Source organism: Pseudogulbenkiania sp. AW2-16 (assembly GCF_056824575.1).
In genome coordinates this window covers 956,440-971,564 of record NZ_CP157668.1, presented here as the reverse complement: position 1 = coordinate 971,564, position 15,125 = coordinate 956,440, and the positions used below count along the sequence as shown (strand labels likewise).

Annotated in this window: 11 protein-coding genes; all 11 read right to left on the bottom strand. The window is 69.8% G+C overall.

Translation table 11 applies throughout. The features are described from left to right. Nucleotides 1-26 precede the first annotated feature (26 nt). Entirely contained in the window at nucleotides 27-926 is a 900-nt protein-coding gene (locus ABKF58_RS04725) for an aldo/keto reductase (RefSeq protein WP_482583564.1), read from the bottom strand. Next, entirely contained in the window at nucleotides 923-2,032 is a 1,110-nt protein-coding gene (locus ABKF58_RS04720) for an ABC transporter ATP-binding protein (protein WP_482583562.1), read from the bottom strand. The genes ABKF58_RS04725 and ABKF58_RS04720 overlap by 4 nt, the downstream gene beginning before the upstream one ends. A 4-nt stretch (nucleotides 2,033-2,036) precedes the next feature. Continuing rightward, nucleotides 2,037-2,894, bottom strand: a complete 858-nt coding sequence (locus tag ABKF58_RS04715; protein ID WP_482583561.1) for a carbohydrate ABC transporter permease — start codon at nucleotides 2,892-2,894, stop codon at nucleotides 2,037-2,039. Then, the gene (locus tag ABKF58_RS04710; protein WP_014085568.1) at nucleotides 2,887-3,828 is read right to left on the bottom strand and encodes a carbohydrate ABC transporter permease; all 942 of its coding nucleotides are present in this window, start codon (nucleotides 3,826-3,828) and stop codon (nucleotides 2,887-2,889) included. The genes ABKF58_RS04715 and ABKF58_RS04710 overlap by 8 nt, the downstream gene beginning before the upstream one ends. Before the next feature lie 208 nt (nucleotides 3,829-4,036). Next, nucleotides 4,037-5,281, bottom strand: a complete 1,245-nt coding sequence (locus ABKF58_RS04705) for an ABC transporter substrate-binding protein (protein WP_482583560.1) — start codon at nucleotides 5,279-5,281, stop codon at nucleotides 4,037-4,039. 308 nt (nucleotides 5,282-5,589) lie between these two features. Further along, the gene (locus ABKF58_RS04700; protein WP_482583558.1) at nucleotides 5,590-7,026 is read right to left on the bottom strand and encodes a sensor histidine kinase N-terminal domain-containing protein; all 1,437 of its coding nucleotides are present in this window, start codon (nucleotides 7,024-7,026) and stop codon (nucleotides 5,590-5,592) included. A gap of 33 nt (nucleotides 7,027-7,059) precedes the next feature. Next, nucleotides 7,060-7,743 (bottom strand): response regulator transcription factor, encoded by a 684-nt coding sequence (locus ABKF58_RS04695; protein WP_008954640.1) that lies wholly within the window; start codon nucleotides 7,741-7,743, stop codon nucleotides 7,060-7,062. 87 nt (nucleotides 7,744-7,830) lie between these two features. Then, nucleotides 7,831-8,874, bottom strand: coding sequence for a DnaJ C-terminal domain-containing protein (locus ABKF58_RS04690; protein WP_482583557.1), 1,044 nt, complete (start codon nucleotides 8,872-8,874; stop codon nucleotides 7,831-7,833). A gap of 64 nt (nucleotides 8,875-8,938) precedes the next feature. Then, nucleotides 8,939-10,816, bottom strand: a complete 1,878-nt coding sequence (gene dnaK, locus ABKF58_RS04685; RefSeq protein ID WP_482583555.1) for a molecular chaperone DnaK — start codon at nucleotides 10,814-10,816, stop codon at nucleotides 8,939-8,941. Nucleotides 10,817-10,939: 123 nt separating this feature from the next. Continuing rightward, nucleotides 10,940-14,182, bottom strand: coding sequence for a Lon protease family protein (locus ABKF58_RS04680; protein WP_482583553.1), 3,243 nt, complete (start codon nucleotides 14,180-14,182; stop codon nucleotides 10,940-10,942). Between the two features lie 313 nt (nucleotides 14,183-14,495). Then, nucleotides 14,496-15,122, bottom strand: coding sequence for a bifunctional 4-hydroxy-2-oxoglutarate aldolase/2-dehydro-3-deoxy-phosphogluconate aldolase (locus ABKF58_RS04675; protein WP_482583552.1), 627 nt, complete (start codon nucleotides 15,120-15,122; stop codon nucleotides 14,496-14,498). Between the last annotated feature and the right edge of the window lie 3 nt (nucleotides 15,123-15,125).

Genomic DNA, 15,125 nt, shown 5'->3' with positions numbered 1-15,125 from the left:
TCCCGGGTGGAGCAAAAACAGCGGGGTCAGGGTACGGCGCGGCCCTGCGCCGCTTCGAGCAGCGCGAACCAGTGCTGGCGTTCGAGCGGCAGCGCGGCGGCGCGCGCGGCGTCGTCGAGCGAGGAGAGCCGGCGCGAGCCGACGATGGGCAGCGGCCGCGCCGGGTGGCGCAGCAGCCAGGCCAGCGCCAGCGTGGCGGGCGTGACGCCGAGCTGTTCGGCCACGTTGGTCAGCGTCCGGTGGAGCGCTGGCTTGGTCGCCGGGTCGAACAGCCGCCCGCCGGCCAGCGGCGACCAGATCATCGGCCGCACGCGTTTCTCCAGGCATTGGTCGAACGTGCCGTCGAACAGCGGATCGAGGTGCAGCAGCGAAGCCTCGACCTGGTTGGTGACGAGCGGGGTGCGGCTGGCCAACAGCGCGAACTGGCTCGGGCTGAAGTTGGAGACGCCGAAGTGGCGCACCTTGCCGGCGGCCTTCAGCGTGGCGAAGGCGTCGGCCACTTCGTCCGGGTCCAGCAGCGGGTCGGGGCGGTGGAGCAGCAGCAGGTCGAGGTAGTCGGTGCCGAGGTGCTGCAGCGACTGCTCGACCGAGGCCAGGATGTGGGCGCGGCCGGTGTCGTAGTGCTTCACCGTCCAGCCGCGTGCCGCGTCCTCCGGCTTGATGCCGCATTTCGTCACCAGCTGGATTTCGCCGCGCCGCGCCGGGTGCGCCTTGAGCCAGCGCCCGAACAGTGCCTCGCAGGTGAAGCCGCCGTAGAGGTCGGCGTGGTCGAAGGTGGTGAGGCCCTGCGCGATGGCGTGTTCGATCCACGCCGCCAGCGCGGCGTCGTCGAAGTCCCAGGCGTCGAGCCGCCACGCTCCGACCGCCAGCGCCGACAGCTGCGGGCCGTGTTCGGCCAACGTTGTGGTGCCGACGGCCGCGCTCATGCGATGCGCACCTCGGTTTTCGGATCGAACAGCACCGCCTTGGAGACGTCGAACACCAGTTGCATGGCGTCGCCCGGGCGCTTGGCCTCGGTGGGGTGGGCGCGGCAGCACACCTTGGTGTCGTTGAGCGTGACGAAGATCAGCGTGTCCGGGCCGGTGGGCTCGATCACTTTCACATGGCAATCCATCTGCGGCAGCCCTTCGCGGTGCGCGGTGCGGGCGTCGGTGATCTGTTCCGGGCGGATGCCGAAGATCACCTCCTTGCCGACCCAGGCCGAGAGCTTGGCGCGGTCGTGCGGCAGCGGCAGCACCACGCAGCCGTGGTCGTCGCACACCTTGACGCCGAGCCCGCCGGGCGCTTCCACCACGGTGGCCGGGATGAAGTTCATCGACGGCGAGCCGATGAAGCCGGCGACGAACAGGTTGGCCGGGTTGTCGTAGATCTCCTGCGGGCTGCCGAACTGCTGCACGATGCCGTCCTTCATTACCGCGATGCGGTCGCCCAGCGTCATCGCCTCGATCTGGTCATGGGTGACGTAGACGATGGTCGACTTCAGGCGCTGGTGCATCAGCTTGATCTCGGTGCGCATCTCGACGCGCAGCTTGGCGTCGAGGTTGGAGAGCGGCTCGTCGAACAGGAAGATCGATGGGTTGCGCGCCAGCGCCCGGCCCATCGCCACGCGCTGGCGCTGGCCGCCGGAGAGCTGCGAGGGCTTGCGGTCGAGCAGGTGGGTGATCTGCAGCATCTCGGCCACGCGGTTCACCGTGGCGTCGATCTCGGCCTTGGGCTGCTTGCGGATCTCCAGCCCGAACGAGATGTTCTGGCGCACGCTCATCGAGGGGTAGAGCGCGTAGCTCTGGAACACCATGGCGATGTCGCGGTCCTTGGGCGAGAGGTCGTTGACGCGGCGCGCACCGATGCGGATGTCGCCCGAGCTGATGTCGTCCAGACCGGCGATCATGTTGAGCAGGGTGGACTTGCCGCAGCCGGAGGGGCCGACCAGGATCAGGAACTGGCCGTCGTCGATGGCGATGTCGATGCCCTTGAGCACGTCGGTGCCGTTGTTGTAGGTCTTGCAAACGTTGTCGATGGAAAGCGAGGCCATTGTCTTAACCTTTCACGGCGCCGGCCGTCAGTCCGCGCACGAAGTAGCGGCCGGCGACCATGTAAACGAACAGGGTGGGCAGGGCGGCGATGATGGCGGAAGCCATGTCGACGTTGTATTCCTTGACCCCGGTGGAGGTGTTGACCAGATTGTTCAGCGCCACCGTGATGGGCTGCGCTTCGCCGGCGGCGAACACCACGCCGAACAGGAAGTCGTTCCAGATCTGGGTGAACTGCCAGATGATGCACACCACGAAGATCGGCCCGGACACCGGCAGCAGAATGCGGAAGAAGATGGTCCAGAAGCCGGCGCCATCGATGCGACCCGCTTTCACCAGCTCGTCCGGCACCGTGACGTAGAAGTTGCGGAAGAACAGCGTGGTGAAGGCGGTGCCGTAGATCACGTGCACCAGCACCAGGCCGGCGGTGGTGTTGGCGATGCCGAGCCAGCCCAAGAGCTGCGCCATCGGCAGCAGCACCACCTGGAACGGGATGAAGCAGCCGACCAGCAGCAGGGTGAACAGGGCATCGGAACCGCGGAAGCGCCACATCGAGACGACATAGCCATTCACCGCGCCGATCATCGTCGAGATCAGCACCGCCGGTACGGTCATCTTCACCGAGTTCCAGAAGAAGCCCTTCATGCCGCCGCATTCGATGCCGGTGCAGGCGGAGGCCCAGGCCTTGGCCCAGGCGCCGCCGTCCCAGGCGTGCGGCAGCGACAAGAGGTTGCCTTGACGGATGTCGTCCAGCGTCTTGAACGAGGTGGTGAGCATCACGTAGAGCGGCAGCAGGTAGTAGAGCGCCACCAGCGCCAGCGCGGCGTAGACCAGCAGCCGGCCGATTGAGAGCTTGTTAGCCACGTTTCGCACTCCTCGTTTCCAGGTACATCAGCGGCACCAGCACCGCCACGATGGTCATCAGCATCATCATCGCCGAGGCCGCGCCGAGGCCGAGCTGGCCGCGCGTGAAGGCGAACTGGTACATGAAGATGGCGGGCACGTCGGACGAGGTGCCCGGGCCGCCGCCGGTGAGTGCCATCACCAGGTCGAAGCTCTTGATGGCGATGTGCGACAGGATCAGCAGCACGCTGAAGAACACCGGGCGCAGCGACGGGATCACGATGCGGCGGTAGATGGTGGGGAGGCTTGCGCCGTCCACCTGCGCCGCCTTGATGATGGAGTCGTCCACGCCGCGCAGGCCGGCGAGGAACAGCGCCATGACGAAGCCGGACGACTGCCACACCCCGGCGATCACCACGGTGTAGATGGCGCGGTCCGGGTCGACCAGCCAGTCGAAGGTGAAGTTGGCGAAGCCCCAGTCGTTAAGCACCTTCTGCAGCCCCATGTCGGGGTTGAGCATCCACTTCCAGGCGGTGCCGGTGACGATGAAGGACAGCGCCATCGGGTACAGGTAGACGGCGCGCAGCGCGCCTTCGGCACGGATTTTCTGGTCGAGCAGCACCGCCAGCAGCAGGCCCACCACCAGCGTGCATAGGATGAACAGGCCGCCGAACACCCCGAGGTTGGCGACGGCGGTCCACCAGCGTTCGTTGTCGAACAGCGCCAGGTACTGGGTCAGGCCGGCCCAGTCGTAGCGCGGCAGCAGGCGCGATTCGGTGAAGGAGAGCCAGGCGGTCCAGGCGATGAAGCCGTAGACGAACACCAGGCTCATGATGATCGTCGGGCTCAGCACCAGCCGGGGCAGCCAGCGGTCGGCCAGGCGCTGGCGACTGGCGGCCGCGGGCGCGGCGTCGGCCAGGGCACGGACTCCGGCCGGAGACGAAGAATGGGACATGGGAATTCCTTAGCGTAGCGAGAGCGGGGAACACGGCGGGGAGGGGCTCCCCGCTTCCGTCATCGGCTGAGAGGCTTTCAGCAGGCGGGCGCGCCATAGCAGGTTGAGTGCCGCCGCCGCACAGGAACCGGAATGGACATCGGGTCCATGAGGATTCCGAGCAGCGCCGGCGCTCAAGATGCAAAGGCGCAGCCGCCTGATGCAGCTCTTACTTGACCTTGCCGGCCTTGGCCAGTCGTTCGGCGGCAGCCTTGGGCGTCATGCTGGAGTTCATGAACTGCGAGATGACGTCCACCATGGCCCCTTCGGTGGCCGACGGCATCGCCATCTTGTGCGCGAAGCTCGGCACCAGCGCGCCGCTCTTGGAGGCGGTGGTCAGGTCGGCCTTGGATTTCTTGGCGCAGTCGTCGAACTTGTCCATCGGCGTGTCGAGACGCGCCGGGATCGAGCCCTTGTTGAGGTTGAAGGTTTCCTGGAACGCCGGGCTCATCACCGTGGCGGCGAGGTCGGCCTGCGCCTTGACCGAGGCCGGGTCCTTCTGCTGGAACATCGCCAGGCTGTCGATGTTGAAGGTGAACATGCCGGCGGTGCCCGGGGCGTCGACGCACAGGTAGTCCTTGCCCGGCTGCTTGCTGGCGGCGGTGAATTCACCCTTGGCCCAGTCGCCCATGAACTGCATGCCGGCCTTGCCGGTGATGACCATGTTGGTGGCCAGGTTCCAGTCGCGGCCGGCCGCGCCCTTGTCGATGTAGCCCTTCACGCGCTGCAGGGTCTCGAACACCTTGACCGTGGTCGGGCCGGCCAGCGTGGCCTGGTCGAGCTGGACGAAGGCCTTCTTGTAGTAGCCGGCACCGCCGACGCCGAGCGCGACGGATTCGAACAGGGTGGCGTCCTGCCACGGCTGGCCGCCGTGCGCGACCGGCTGGATGCCGGCCTTCTGCAGCTTGTCGGCGGCGGCGAAGAATTCCGGCCAGGTCTTGGGCACGGTGGCGCCGGCCTTCTTGAAGGCTTCCGGGTTGACCCACAGCCAGTTGACGCGGTGCACGTTGACCGGGGCGGCGACATACTGGCCCTTGTACTTCATGACCTGGCTCACCACCGGCGGCAGCAGCTTGTCCCAGTTGCCGGCCTTGGCCACCGGGTCGATGTTGGCGAGCACGCCTTCGGCGCCCCATTCCTGGATCGCCGGGCCCTTGATCTGGGCCGCGGTGGGCGGGTTGCCCGAGACCACGCGCGTCTTCAGCGCGGTCATGGCGTTGTCGCCGCCGCCGCCGGCCACGGCGAAGTCGCGCCGGGTATGGCCCTTGGCGGTCATCATCTTCTTCAGTTCGAGAGCCGACTTGGCCTCGCCGCCGGAGGTCCACCAGTGCAGCACTTCGACGTTGCCGGCCATCACGGTGGCGGGCAGCAGGCTGGCGGCCAGCAGGGCCGCGCTCAGGCGCTTCAGTTTCATGCTCTATCTCCTCGGTATTGTTGTCGGTCCGTCGCGCGGCGTGTGGGGCGGCCTGCCGTGACGGCTTGCGAAAACTATAGCGGCTTGCTGTAAGTTTTGCGTAAGTTTTGCGTCTGGCTGACGTAAGAACTTGAACGGTTTTGGGTGCGATGCAGCATGAATAAACGGCGAGGCCGGCCGATGCAGGCGGAAACGGATGATGCGATGCAGCACGAGGGGTGCGCCGTAGTGTACCAACTACACGACGGCCGGCCCGGGCACGGGCCGGCGCCGTGCCGGCAAAGCAGCATCGGGACGGAGAACAGGGGTCAGCGGGCGGGGCCGGGGGGCCCGCTCAGGGCAAAGCGCAACGACACGGTGAGACCATGCGGCGGGTGCTCGGACAGCGTGACCGAGGTGCGGTGGCGCCGCGCGATCTCCTGCACGATGGCGAGCCCGAGACCGCAGCCCTTGCCCTTGCCCTCGGCGCTGCCGCGGTAGAAGCGCTCGAACACGCGCTCGCGCTCCGCGGGCGGGATGCCCGGGCCGTTGTCGCTGACGCGCAGCCACACCTCGCCCGGCCCGGGCTGCAGCGCCACGGTGACTTCGCCGCCCATCGGGGTGTACTGGATGGCGTTGTCGAGCAGGTTGGCCACGAGTTCGCGCAGCAGGCCGGCGTGGCCGGCGATGGTCAGCGGCGCGGCGCCGCCCTCCACGCCGAGGTCGATGTCTCGCGCCAGCGCCCGCGGCACCGCCTCGGCGCTCACTTCGCGCACCAGCTGCGCCAGGTCGAGCGGCGCCAGCTGCAGCCCGGCCTCGGGCTCGGCGCGCGCCAGCGCTAAGAGCTGGTTGACCAGGCGGATGGAGCGCTCGACGCTGGTGTGCACCTGCTCCAGCTGGCGGCAGGCGCGCGCCACGTCGGGCTGCGCCTGGTGCAGTTCGCCCTGCGCCAGCTCGCTTTGCGACTTGAGCCCGGCCAGCGGGGTGCGCAGCTGGTGCGCGGCATCGGCGATGAAGCGGCGCTGCTGCGCCACCCGGCCGTGCACCTCGGCCAGCAGGGTGTTGATCGCGGTGGCCAGGGCGCGCACCTCGGATGGGGCGTTTTCCGCCTCGATCGGCGCCAGGTCGCGCGCCGAGCGGTGTTCCACGCTGCGGCGCAGGTTCCTGAGCGGCGACAGGCCGCGGCTGATGCCGGCCCAGACCAGCACGCTGGTGAGCAGCATCAGGCCCAACAGCGGCAGCCCCATGTCGAACAGGATCTTGTGCGCCAGCTCGGCGCTCAGCGCGCGGCTCTTGGCCACCTGCACCAGCATCAGCTGCGGCTGGTCCGGGGTGCCGGCGTTGAGGTAGAGCGCCGCCACGCGCACCCCGAGCTGGTTGCCCTGTTTTGCCATGGCGGCGTTGTAGAAGTAGCTGGCGCCGGCCCGCACCGGCAGCCCGGCGGGTGGGCGCGGCATCGCCGGGTCGCCCAGCAGGAAGGCCTCCGGCGGCGAGCTGACCATGTAGTAGACGCGGTCGTTGGGGTCTTCCTCGAGGATTTCGCGCGCCGCCTGCGGGAAGTCGACGTAGAAGCCGTTGCCGAACGGCTTGACCTGGCGCGCCAGCGCGCGCGAGGACTTGGCCAGGCTGCGGTCGATCACCTCGTTGCTGTAGCCCAGCGCCATGGCGTACGCGAGGTAGGCCGCGGCGAGCCACAGCACCAGCTGCGGCAGCAGCAGCCACAGCAGCAGCTGGCGGCGCAGCGACAACTGGCGGGGAGGGGACATCGGGGCTCCTTGTCGTCGGGCTTCGGCCAACCTTTAGCGCGGCGCGTCGGTGCTGGCCAGCAGATAGCCCAGGCCGCGCACCGCGCGCACGCCGACGCCACTGCCGTCGAGCTTCTTGCGCAGGCGGTGCACGTAGACCTCGACCGCGTTGGCGCCCACTTCTTCCCCGGTGCCGGACAGTTCGGTGGCGATCTGTTCCTTGGTGACGACGCGCTCGGCGTGGCTCATCAGGATGTCGAGCAGCTGCAGCTCGCGTGCCGACAGTTCCAGCGCTACGTTGTCGGCCCAGGCGCGTTGGCCGATGCGGTCCAGGCGCAGGCGGCCGAAGCGCGGCTCGTCGCGCGGGCTGTCGGCGACGCGCTGGCGGCGCAGCAGGGCGCGCAGGCGCGCTTCCAGTTCGGGGAAGTCGAACGGCTTGACCAGGTAGTCGTCGGCGCCGGCGTCGAGCCCGGCGACGCGGTCTTCCATGCTGTCGAGCGCGGTCAGGAGCAGGATCGGCAGCGCCGGCTTGTGCACGCGCACGTTGCGCAGCACGGCCAGGCCGTCCTGCCCGGGTAGCCCGATGTCGAGCACCACGGCGTCGAAGTCCTCGGCGAGCAGGCGCTGCTGCGCGTCGAGGCCGTCGGCGGCGTGCGCGGTGTCGAAGCCGAGCTGGGTGAGGCGGGTGAGCAGGGCGTCCGCCAGGACGGCGTCGTCTTCGGCCAGAAACAGTTTCATGGGAGTCAAAGCCTCGCGGGCTGGCTACGGATCATGCTGCGATGTTAGAAGCTGCGGCGCGGTTTGGCGAGGGGGTGGACGGCGCGTTCAGCGCGCCAGCTGGCGCAATTGCTCGTAGAGCCGGCGCTCGGCCGCGGAGAGCCGTTCGGGAATCTGCACCTGCAGCCGCAGCAGCAAGTCGCCGCGCTCGTCGCGCCCGAAGTAGGGCAGGCCCTTGTGGCGCAGCCGCAGCACGGTGTCGGGCTGGGTGCCGGGCGGCACCGTGACGCGCGCCTCGCCATCCAGCGTCGCCACGGCGAGTTCGGTGCCGAGCACGGCGTCGGTGAGAGGCAGCGGCTGGCGGCACCACAGGTCGGCGCCGTCGCGCTCGAAGCGGGCGTCGGGCAGGGTGCGCACCACCACCAGCAGGTCGCCGGGCGGCACGCCCGCCGGCGTGGCGGCCTGGCCGTGGCCGGGGATGCGCAGCACCATGCCTTCCTCGACGCCGGGCGGTATTTTCACCGTGAGGGTTTCGCTGCGCGTGGTCTGTCCCTCTCCGTGGCACTCGGCACAGGGCTCGTCGATGATGCGGCCGCGCCCGGCGCAGGCGGGGCAGGGCGTGACCTGCTGGAACACGATGCCGCGCTTCTGGCTCTTTTTCACTTCCTGGCCGCTGCCGTGGCACACGGCGCAGACGCGCGGCGCGGTGCCCGGCTTGGCGCCGCTGCCGTGGCAGGTCGGGCAGGGCTCGCGGCGGGCGATCGGCACCGGCTCCTCGCCGCCGTGCAGCGCCCGCTCCAGGGGGATGCGCAGCAGCACCTCGATGTCGTCGCCGTGCGCCGGCGCGGCGCGGCGGCGTCCGCCGAAGAAACGCTCGAACAGCCCGCCGCCCAGGTCGAAGCCCAGCCCGCCGAACAGGGTGTCGAAGTCGACACCGCCGAACAGGTCCTCGGGGGGCATGCCTTCCAGTCCGGCGAAGCCGCCGGCGTCGTAGTCGGCGCGCTTCTTCGGGTCGGACAGCACGGCGTAGGCCTCGGCGATCTCCTTGAAGCGCTGCTCTGCTTCCGGCGCCTTGTTGCGGTCGGGGTGGTACTTCAGCGCGAGGGAGCGGAAGGCGTCCTTGATCGCCTTGGCGTCGGCGTCGCGCGCCACGCCGAGCACCTCGTAGTAATCGCGTTTGGCCGTCCTGGCAGTATCGATGGCGGCACCCGTTCAGCTAGTGGTAGTCGGCGTCCACCACGCGTCCGCGCGGTCCGGCGCCGCTTGGGCGCGGCTCGCCGCCGGTCGAGACCTCGGGCTGGGCGTCGGGGCCGTAGCGTACTTCCTGGTAGGGTCCGGCACCGGAGGGCTGGCTCTGGGCGTAGATCGAGCTGCCGGCCTCCTTGAGCAGCTTGCGCAGCTCGTCGGCCTGGCTCTTGGCGCGCGCCGCGTCATGCTGGGTACAGGCCTCCTTGGTGGCGCGCCGCGCCTGTTCCAGGCGCTGCTTGAGGTCGGCGGTGAGCTTGTCGCCGAAGTCGGCCAGCAGCTTTTCGGCCTGGTAACACAGCCCGTCGGCCTCGTTCAGGGTTTCCGCGTCCTCGCGCCGTTTCTTGTCGGCCTCGGCGTAGTGCTCGGCCTCTTCGACCATGCGCTGCTTGACGTCGTGCGCCAGCCGGGTCGAGCCGCTGATGCGCACCGACTGGCTCTTGCCGCTGGCAATGTCGCGGGCCGCGACGTTGAGCATGCCGTTGGCGTCGATGTCGAAGCTGACTTCGATCTTGGGCACGCCGCGCGGCGCCGGCGGGATGCCGTCGAGGTTGAATTCGCCGAGGCTGACGTTGTCCGCGGCCATGGCGCGCTCGCCCTGGTAGACGTGGATGGTGACGGCGGTCTGCAGGTCGGAGGCGGTGGTGAAGGTTTCGGTCTTCTGCACCGGCACCGGGGTGTTGCGTGCGATCAGCGGGGTTGCCACGCCGCCCAGGGTTTCCACGCCGAGGGTGAGCGGGGTGACGTCGACCAGCACGATGTCGCTGACCTCGCCCGACAGCACGCCGGCCTGGATCGCGGCGCCGCTGGCGACGCATTCCATCGGGTCGACCCCCATCTCCGCCGGCTTGCCGAACAGCTCCTCGAAGAAGGCGCGCACCGCCGGCATGCGCGTCGGCCCGCCGACGAACACCACGCGGTCGACCGCCTGGGGCGTGATGCCGGCGTCGTGCAGCGCCTGCTCCACCGGGCGGCGGCAGCGCTCGATCACCGGCCGCACCAGCCGTTCCAGTTCGGCGCGCCCCAGATCCAGCTCGAGGTGGCGCGGCTCGCCGCCGGCCACGCCGATATAGGGCAGGCTCAAGTGGGTGGTGACGCTGCTGGACAGTTCCACCTTGGCGATCTCGGCGGCCTCCAGGAGCCGCGCCGCCGCCTTGGTGTCGCGCCGCACGTCGATGCCGCTCTGTTCGTAGAAGCGCTGCGCCAGCGCCTCGAAGATCGCCTGGTTCATGTCGGTGCCGCCCAGCCGGGTGTCGCCGCTGGTGGACTTGACCTCGAACACGCCCTGGCCGAATTCCATGATGGTGACGTCGAGGGTGCCGCCGCCCAGGTCGATCACCGCGATGCGCAGCTCCTGGCCGGCGCGGTCTAGGCCGTAGGCGAGCGAGGCGGCGGTGGGCTCGTTAACCGTGCGCACCACGTCCAGCCCGGCGATGGCGGCGGCGTCCTTGGTGGCGCTGCGCTGGTTGTCGTCGAAATAGGCCGGCACGGTGACCACCGCCTTGCTCACCGCTTCGCCGAGAAAGGCTTCGGCATCGCGCTTGATCTTCTGCAGCAGGAAGGCGGAGAGCTGCTCCGGCGAGAACTCGCGGTCGCGCAGCCGCAGGCGCTGGCGCGTGCCCATCTGGCGCTTGAAGGCGGTGACGGTGCCTTCCGGGTTGGCCGCCATCTGGCGCCGTGCCGCTTCGCCCACCAGCATCTGGCCGTCGGCGGTGATCGCGACGTAGCTGGGAAACGCCTTGCCGCCGAGGCTGACGCCCTCGGCGCTGGGAATCAGCACCGGACGGCCGCCGCGCAGCACGGCCGCCGCCGAGTTGGATGTGCCCAGGTCAATGCCGATGATGGCCATGCTGCTCCCTCCCTGTCGGATCGTGTCCGATGGTGTTGTTGTCGCGGCACGGGGCCGTGCATGGCTGAAGTATAGGCAGCCGGCCGTGCCGTCGCGCCCGCGTCCCGGCGGCGGGCGCGCGCCTCAGCTGACCAGGATCACCGGGCAGTCGATGTCGTTGAGCAAGGCGGCGAAGCCCGTGCCGCTGCGCAGCGAGCGGCTGCCGTCGAGCACCAGGCTGGTGGCGTTTTCCTCGCGCACCGCGGCGGCCAGGGCGCGGCTGTCGCCGGGGAGCAGCTGGCGGCAGCTGCCGGCGCTGGCCGGCGCCAGCGCCATGGCGGCGTTGGCGTGGCGCAGGAAGTCGGCTTCGTTGTCGGCCGGGATCAGCACGCGCAGTTCGCCGTCCTGGCTTTGCGCCAGGTCCCGGGCCAGCGCCAGGGCGCGTGCGGCGCCCGGCGAGCCGTTGAACAGCACCAGCAGCCGCGGCCGGGCGGCGCGGCGCGGTGGCGGCGGCGCCTCGCACAGCAGCGTCCACAGCGGCATGGTGCCCATGCGCGCGCTCTTGCCCAGCACCACCAGATCGGGTTCGTCGGCGCGCGCGAACAGTTCGGTGGCGATCTGCCCGCGCGCCAGCTGGAACGACCAGCGCAGTTGCAGCCGGGTGGCGGTGTCGGCGAGCAGGTGGCGCGCCTGCTCCGCCTCGCAGCGCAGGGCGTGCTCCAGCTGTTGCGTGCCCAGCGGTGAGGCGCGGGAAAACTGGCCGATCTCGCGGGTGAAGGGCAGGGCGGCCAGGTGCAGCAGGTTGATGTCCTCGATGAACAATCCCGCCAGTTCGACATCGCGCGCGGCGGCCAGCGCCGCCGCCAGTTCCAGCGCGGCGCGGCTGCGTGGCGAGACGTCGAGCGCCAGCAGCACCTTGCCGGGGCTAGGCTTGTCCATGGCCGTGCCTTGCTTTGGGAGCGGGGGCGGCGCGCTGCCGGCCTGGTCGCCCTTGTCCGGCTGGCTGTAGGCGCGGGCGATGTCGGCCGGGCCATGCAGGCGGTCCGCCACGCGGCGGTTGACGCTGCCCTCCGGGAAGAGGCCGCTCGCGTCCGCGGCGCCGGCCTCCACGCCGGTGAGCAAGGCGATGGCCTCGTCCACGGTGTCCACCGCGTAGACGTGGAACAGTCCGGCCGTCGCGGCCTCGATCACGTCTCGGCGCAGCATCAGGTGCAGCACGTTGGCGGCGGGGATGAGCACGCCGTGCTCGCCGTTCAGGCCGCGCTGGCGGCAGATGTCGAAGAAGCCCTCGATCTTTTCGTTGACGGCGCCGATCGCCTGTACCCGGCCGAACTGGTCGACCGAACCCGTCACCGCCAGCGCCTGGCGCAGCGGCAGGCCGGAGAGCGAGGAGAGCAGGGCGCACAATTCCGCCAGCGAGGCGCTGTCGCCCTCGACCATGCCGTAGGTCTGTTCGAACACCAGGCTCGCCGACAGCGACAGCGGCTGCTCGGCGGCGTAGCGCGTCGCCAGGAGCGAGGACAGGATCAGCACGCCCTTGGAGTGGATCGCCCCGCCCAGCTTGGCCTCGCGCTGGATGTCGACCACTTCGCCGTCGCCCAGGCGCGTGGTGGCGGTGATGCGCGAAGGTTGGCCGAAGGCGAACTGGCCCAGCTCGAACACCGACAGGCCGTTGATCTGGCCGATCTGCTCGCCGCTGCTGTCGATGCGCAGGATGTCGCGCAGGATGGCCTCGTGTACGCGTTCCTTGAGGCGGTCGGCGCGGTGGATCTGCGCCGCGATGGCGCGTTCGACGTGCTCGGCGCCGACGCGGGCAAGGCCGTCCTGCTGCGCCCAGTAATCGGCCTCGCGCACCAGCCCGGCCAGGCTTTCCATGTGCAGCGAGAGCCGTTCGGCGTCCTCGGCGCGGCGCGCGCCGTATTCGATGACGCGCGCCACGGCGCCGCGCTCGAAGGGTCGCAGCCCGTCGCGCCGCGTCAGGGTGGCGATCAGGCGGGCGTACAGCAGGGCGTTGTCGCCGGTGCGCGGCACCTCGTCCTCGAAATCGGCCGCCACCTTGAACAGCTCGCCGAACTCCGGATCGTATTCCGCCAGCAGGTAGTACAGCATGCGGTCGCCCAGCAGCAGCACCTTGACCTCGAGCGGGATCGGCTCCGGCTCCAGCGACACCGTGCTGATCAGGCTGTACATCTGGCCCAGCGACTCGATGCGGATCTCGCGCGTGGCCAGCGCGCGCTTGAGCGCCTCCCACGAGAACGGCTGGCTCAGCAGCTTGATGGCGTCCAGCAGCAGGTAGCCGCCGTTGGCCAGGTGCAGCGCGCCGGGCTTGATCTGCAGGAAGTTGGTGATCAGCGTGCCCATCTGCGACAGGTGCTCGACGCGGCCGATCAGGTTCTGCCAGGTGGGGTGTTCCTCGTCGATCACCGGTGGCGCCGGGCGGCCGCCGTGATCGACCAGCAGGTTGACGCGGAAGCGGTTGAAGTCGGCGCCGTCGCCCAGGCCCTGCAAGCCGGACTGGGAGGGCGCGCCGTCGCGCGGCTGGCGAAAGTCGTCGATGCTGGCGATGATGTTCTGCTGCACCTCGTCGAGGTAGAGCCGCACCGGTTCGAAATCGGCGTAGTCCTCGCGCAGCGAGTCGATCATCTGGCCCACCGCGAACAGCACCGCCTCTTCGTTCAGCTGGCGCACCCGCTCGATGCGTTCGTGGCGCCAGCGCGGCACCTGGCGGATGGCCTTTTCCAGCTGCACGCGCAGGGTGTCGGTGTCGCGCTCGATGCGTTCCTGCTCTTCGCGCGGCAGCTTGGCGAATTCCTCCGGGCTGATCACCTCGCCGTCCTTGGCGGGGGCGAAGGAGAAGCCGTTGGGGGTGCGCAGCAGGGCGATGCCGTGCTGGATCGCGGCGTCGCCGACCTCCTCGAACGCCTGCGTCTGCTGCCGGGTGAACTCCTCGTTGATCTGGTCGAGGCGGCGGCGGTATTCCTCGCCCTCGAAGATGGCGGGGATGGTGGCGCGCAGCTCGTCCACCAGCTGCTGCATGTCGTCGCGCAGCGTCGCCCCCCGGCCGGCGGGCAGGCGGATGGCGCGCGGCTTGTGTGGCTGGGAGAAATTGTTGACGTAGCACCAGTCGCACGGCGGCGCCGCGCCGGCCGCCTGCTGCGCCAGCAACTGCCGCACCATGGTGCGCTTGCCGCTGCCGCTGGGGCCCATGACGTAGACGTTGTAGCCGTGGTGGCGCATGCCCAGCCCGAAGCGGGTGGCGCCGACGGCGCGCAACTGGCCGATGATCTCGGACAGGTCGTCCAGCTCGGCGGTGGTGGCGAAGGCGAACAGCTCGGGGTCGCAGCGCCGGTACAGCCGCGCCACGGGCAGGGGATCGAGGTGGCTCATGGCGCCACGTTCCTTTGTCATGGGGGCGGTGAGGGCGCCGATGCCGCACCCGGTGGGCCGTGCATGGCGCGATTGCCACAACTATAGACAGCGCGGGACCGAGTTTCAGGGCCGGGCACTCGCAGCGCCGGGCGCGGCGTTCCGGCGTCGGGGCAGGGGAAGGGGAAGGGGAAGGGGAAGGGGAAGGGGAAGGGGAAGGGGAAGGGAGCGGCGGGCGCATCGCGGCGGGGCGGCGGCCGGGGCATGAAAAAAGGGCCTGTCCGGGAGAGTCGGCAGGCCCTGCAAGGAAGCAACAAGCAACAAAAACGGGGGTTCAGCGCACCGCCAGCGCGCTGGCCTCGCGGGCCAGCTGGGTGATGCGTTCCCAATCCTGGGCGGCGAGGGCGTCGGCCGGGGTCAGCCACGAACCGCCCACTGCCAGCACGTTGGGCTGGGCCAGGTAGGCCGGCGCGTTGCTGGCGTCGATGCCGCCGGTCGGGCAGAAGCGCAGCTCCGGCAGCGGGCCGGCCAGCGCCTTGAGCAGCTTGATGCCGCCCACCGCCTCGGCCGGGAACAGCTTGAGGATGTTGAAGCCTTCGTCCTGGGCGTGCATCGCCTCGGACGGCGTGGCCACGCCGGGGATGAACGGCACGCCGGAGGCGCGCGCGGCGGCGGCCAGCTCCGGGGTGAAGCCCGGGCTGAGACCGAACTGGGCGCCGGCGTCGAGCGCGGCTTCCAGGTGGGCGCGGGTACGCACGGTGCCGGCGCCGACCAGGGCGTCAGGCACTTCGTCGCGGATGCGGCGCATCGCGGCCAGCGCGGCCTTGGTGCGCAGGGTGATTTCCAGGGTGCGGATCCCGCCGGCGACCAGCGCGCGGGCGAGGTCGACCGCCACCGCGGCGTCGTTGACCACGATCACCGGCATCACCGGGCTTTGGCGTAACAGAGTCAGTGCATCCATTGC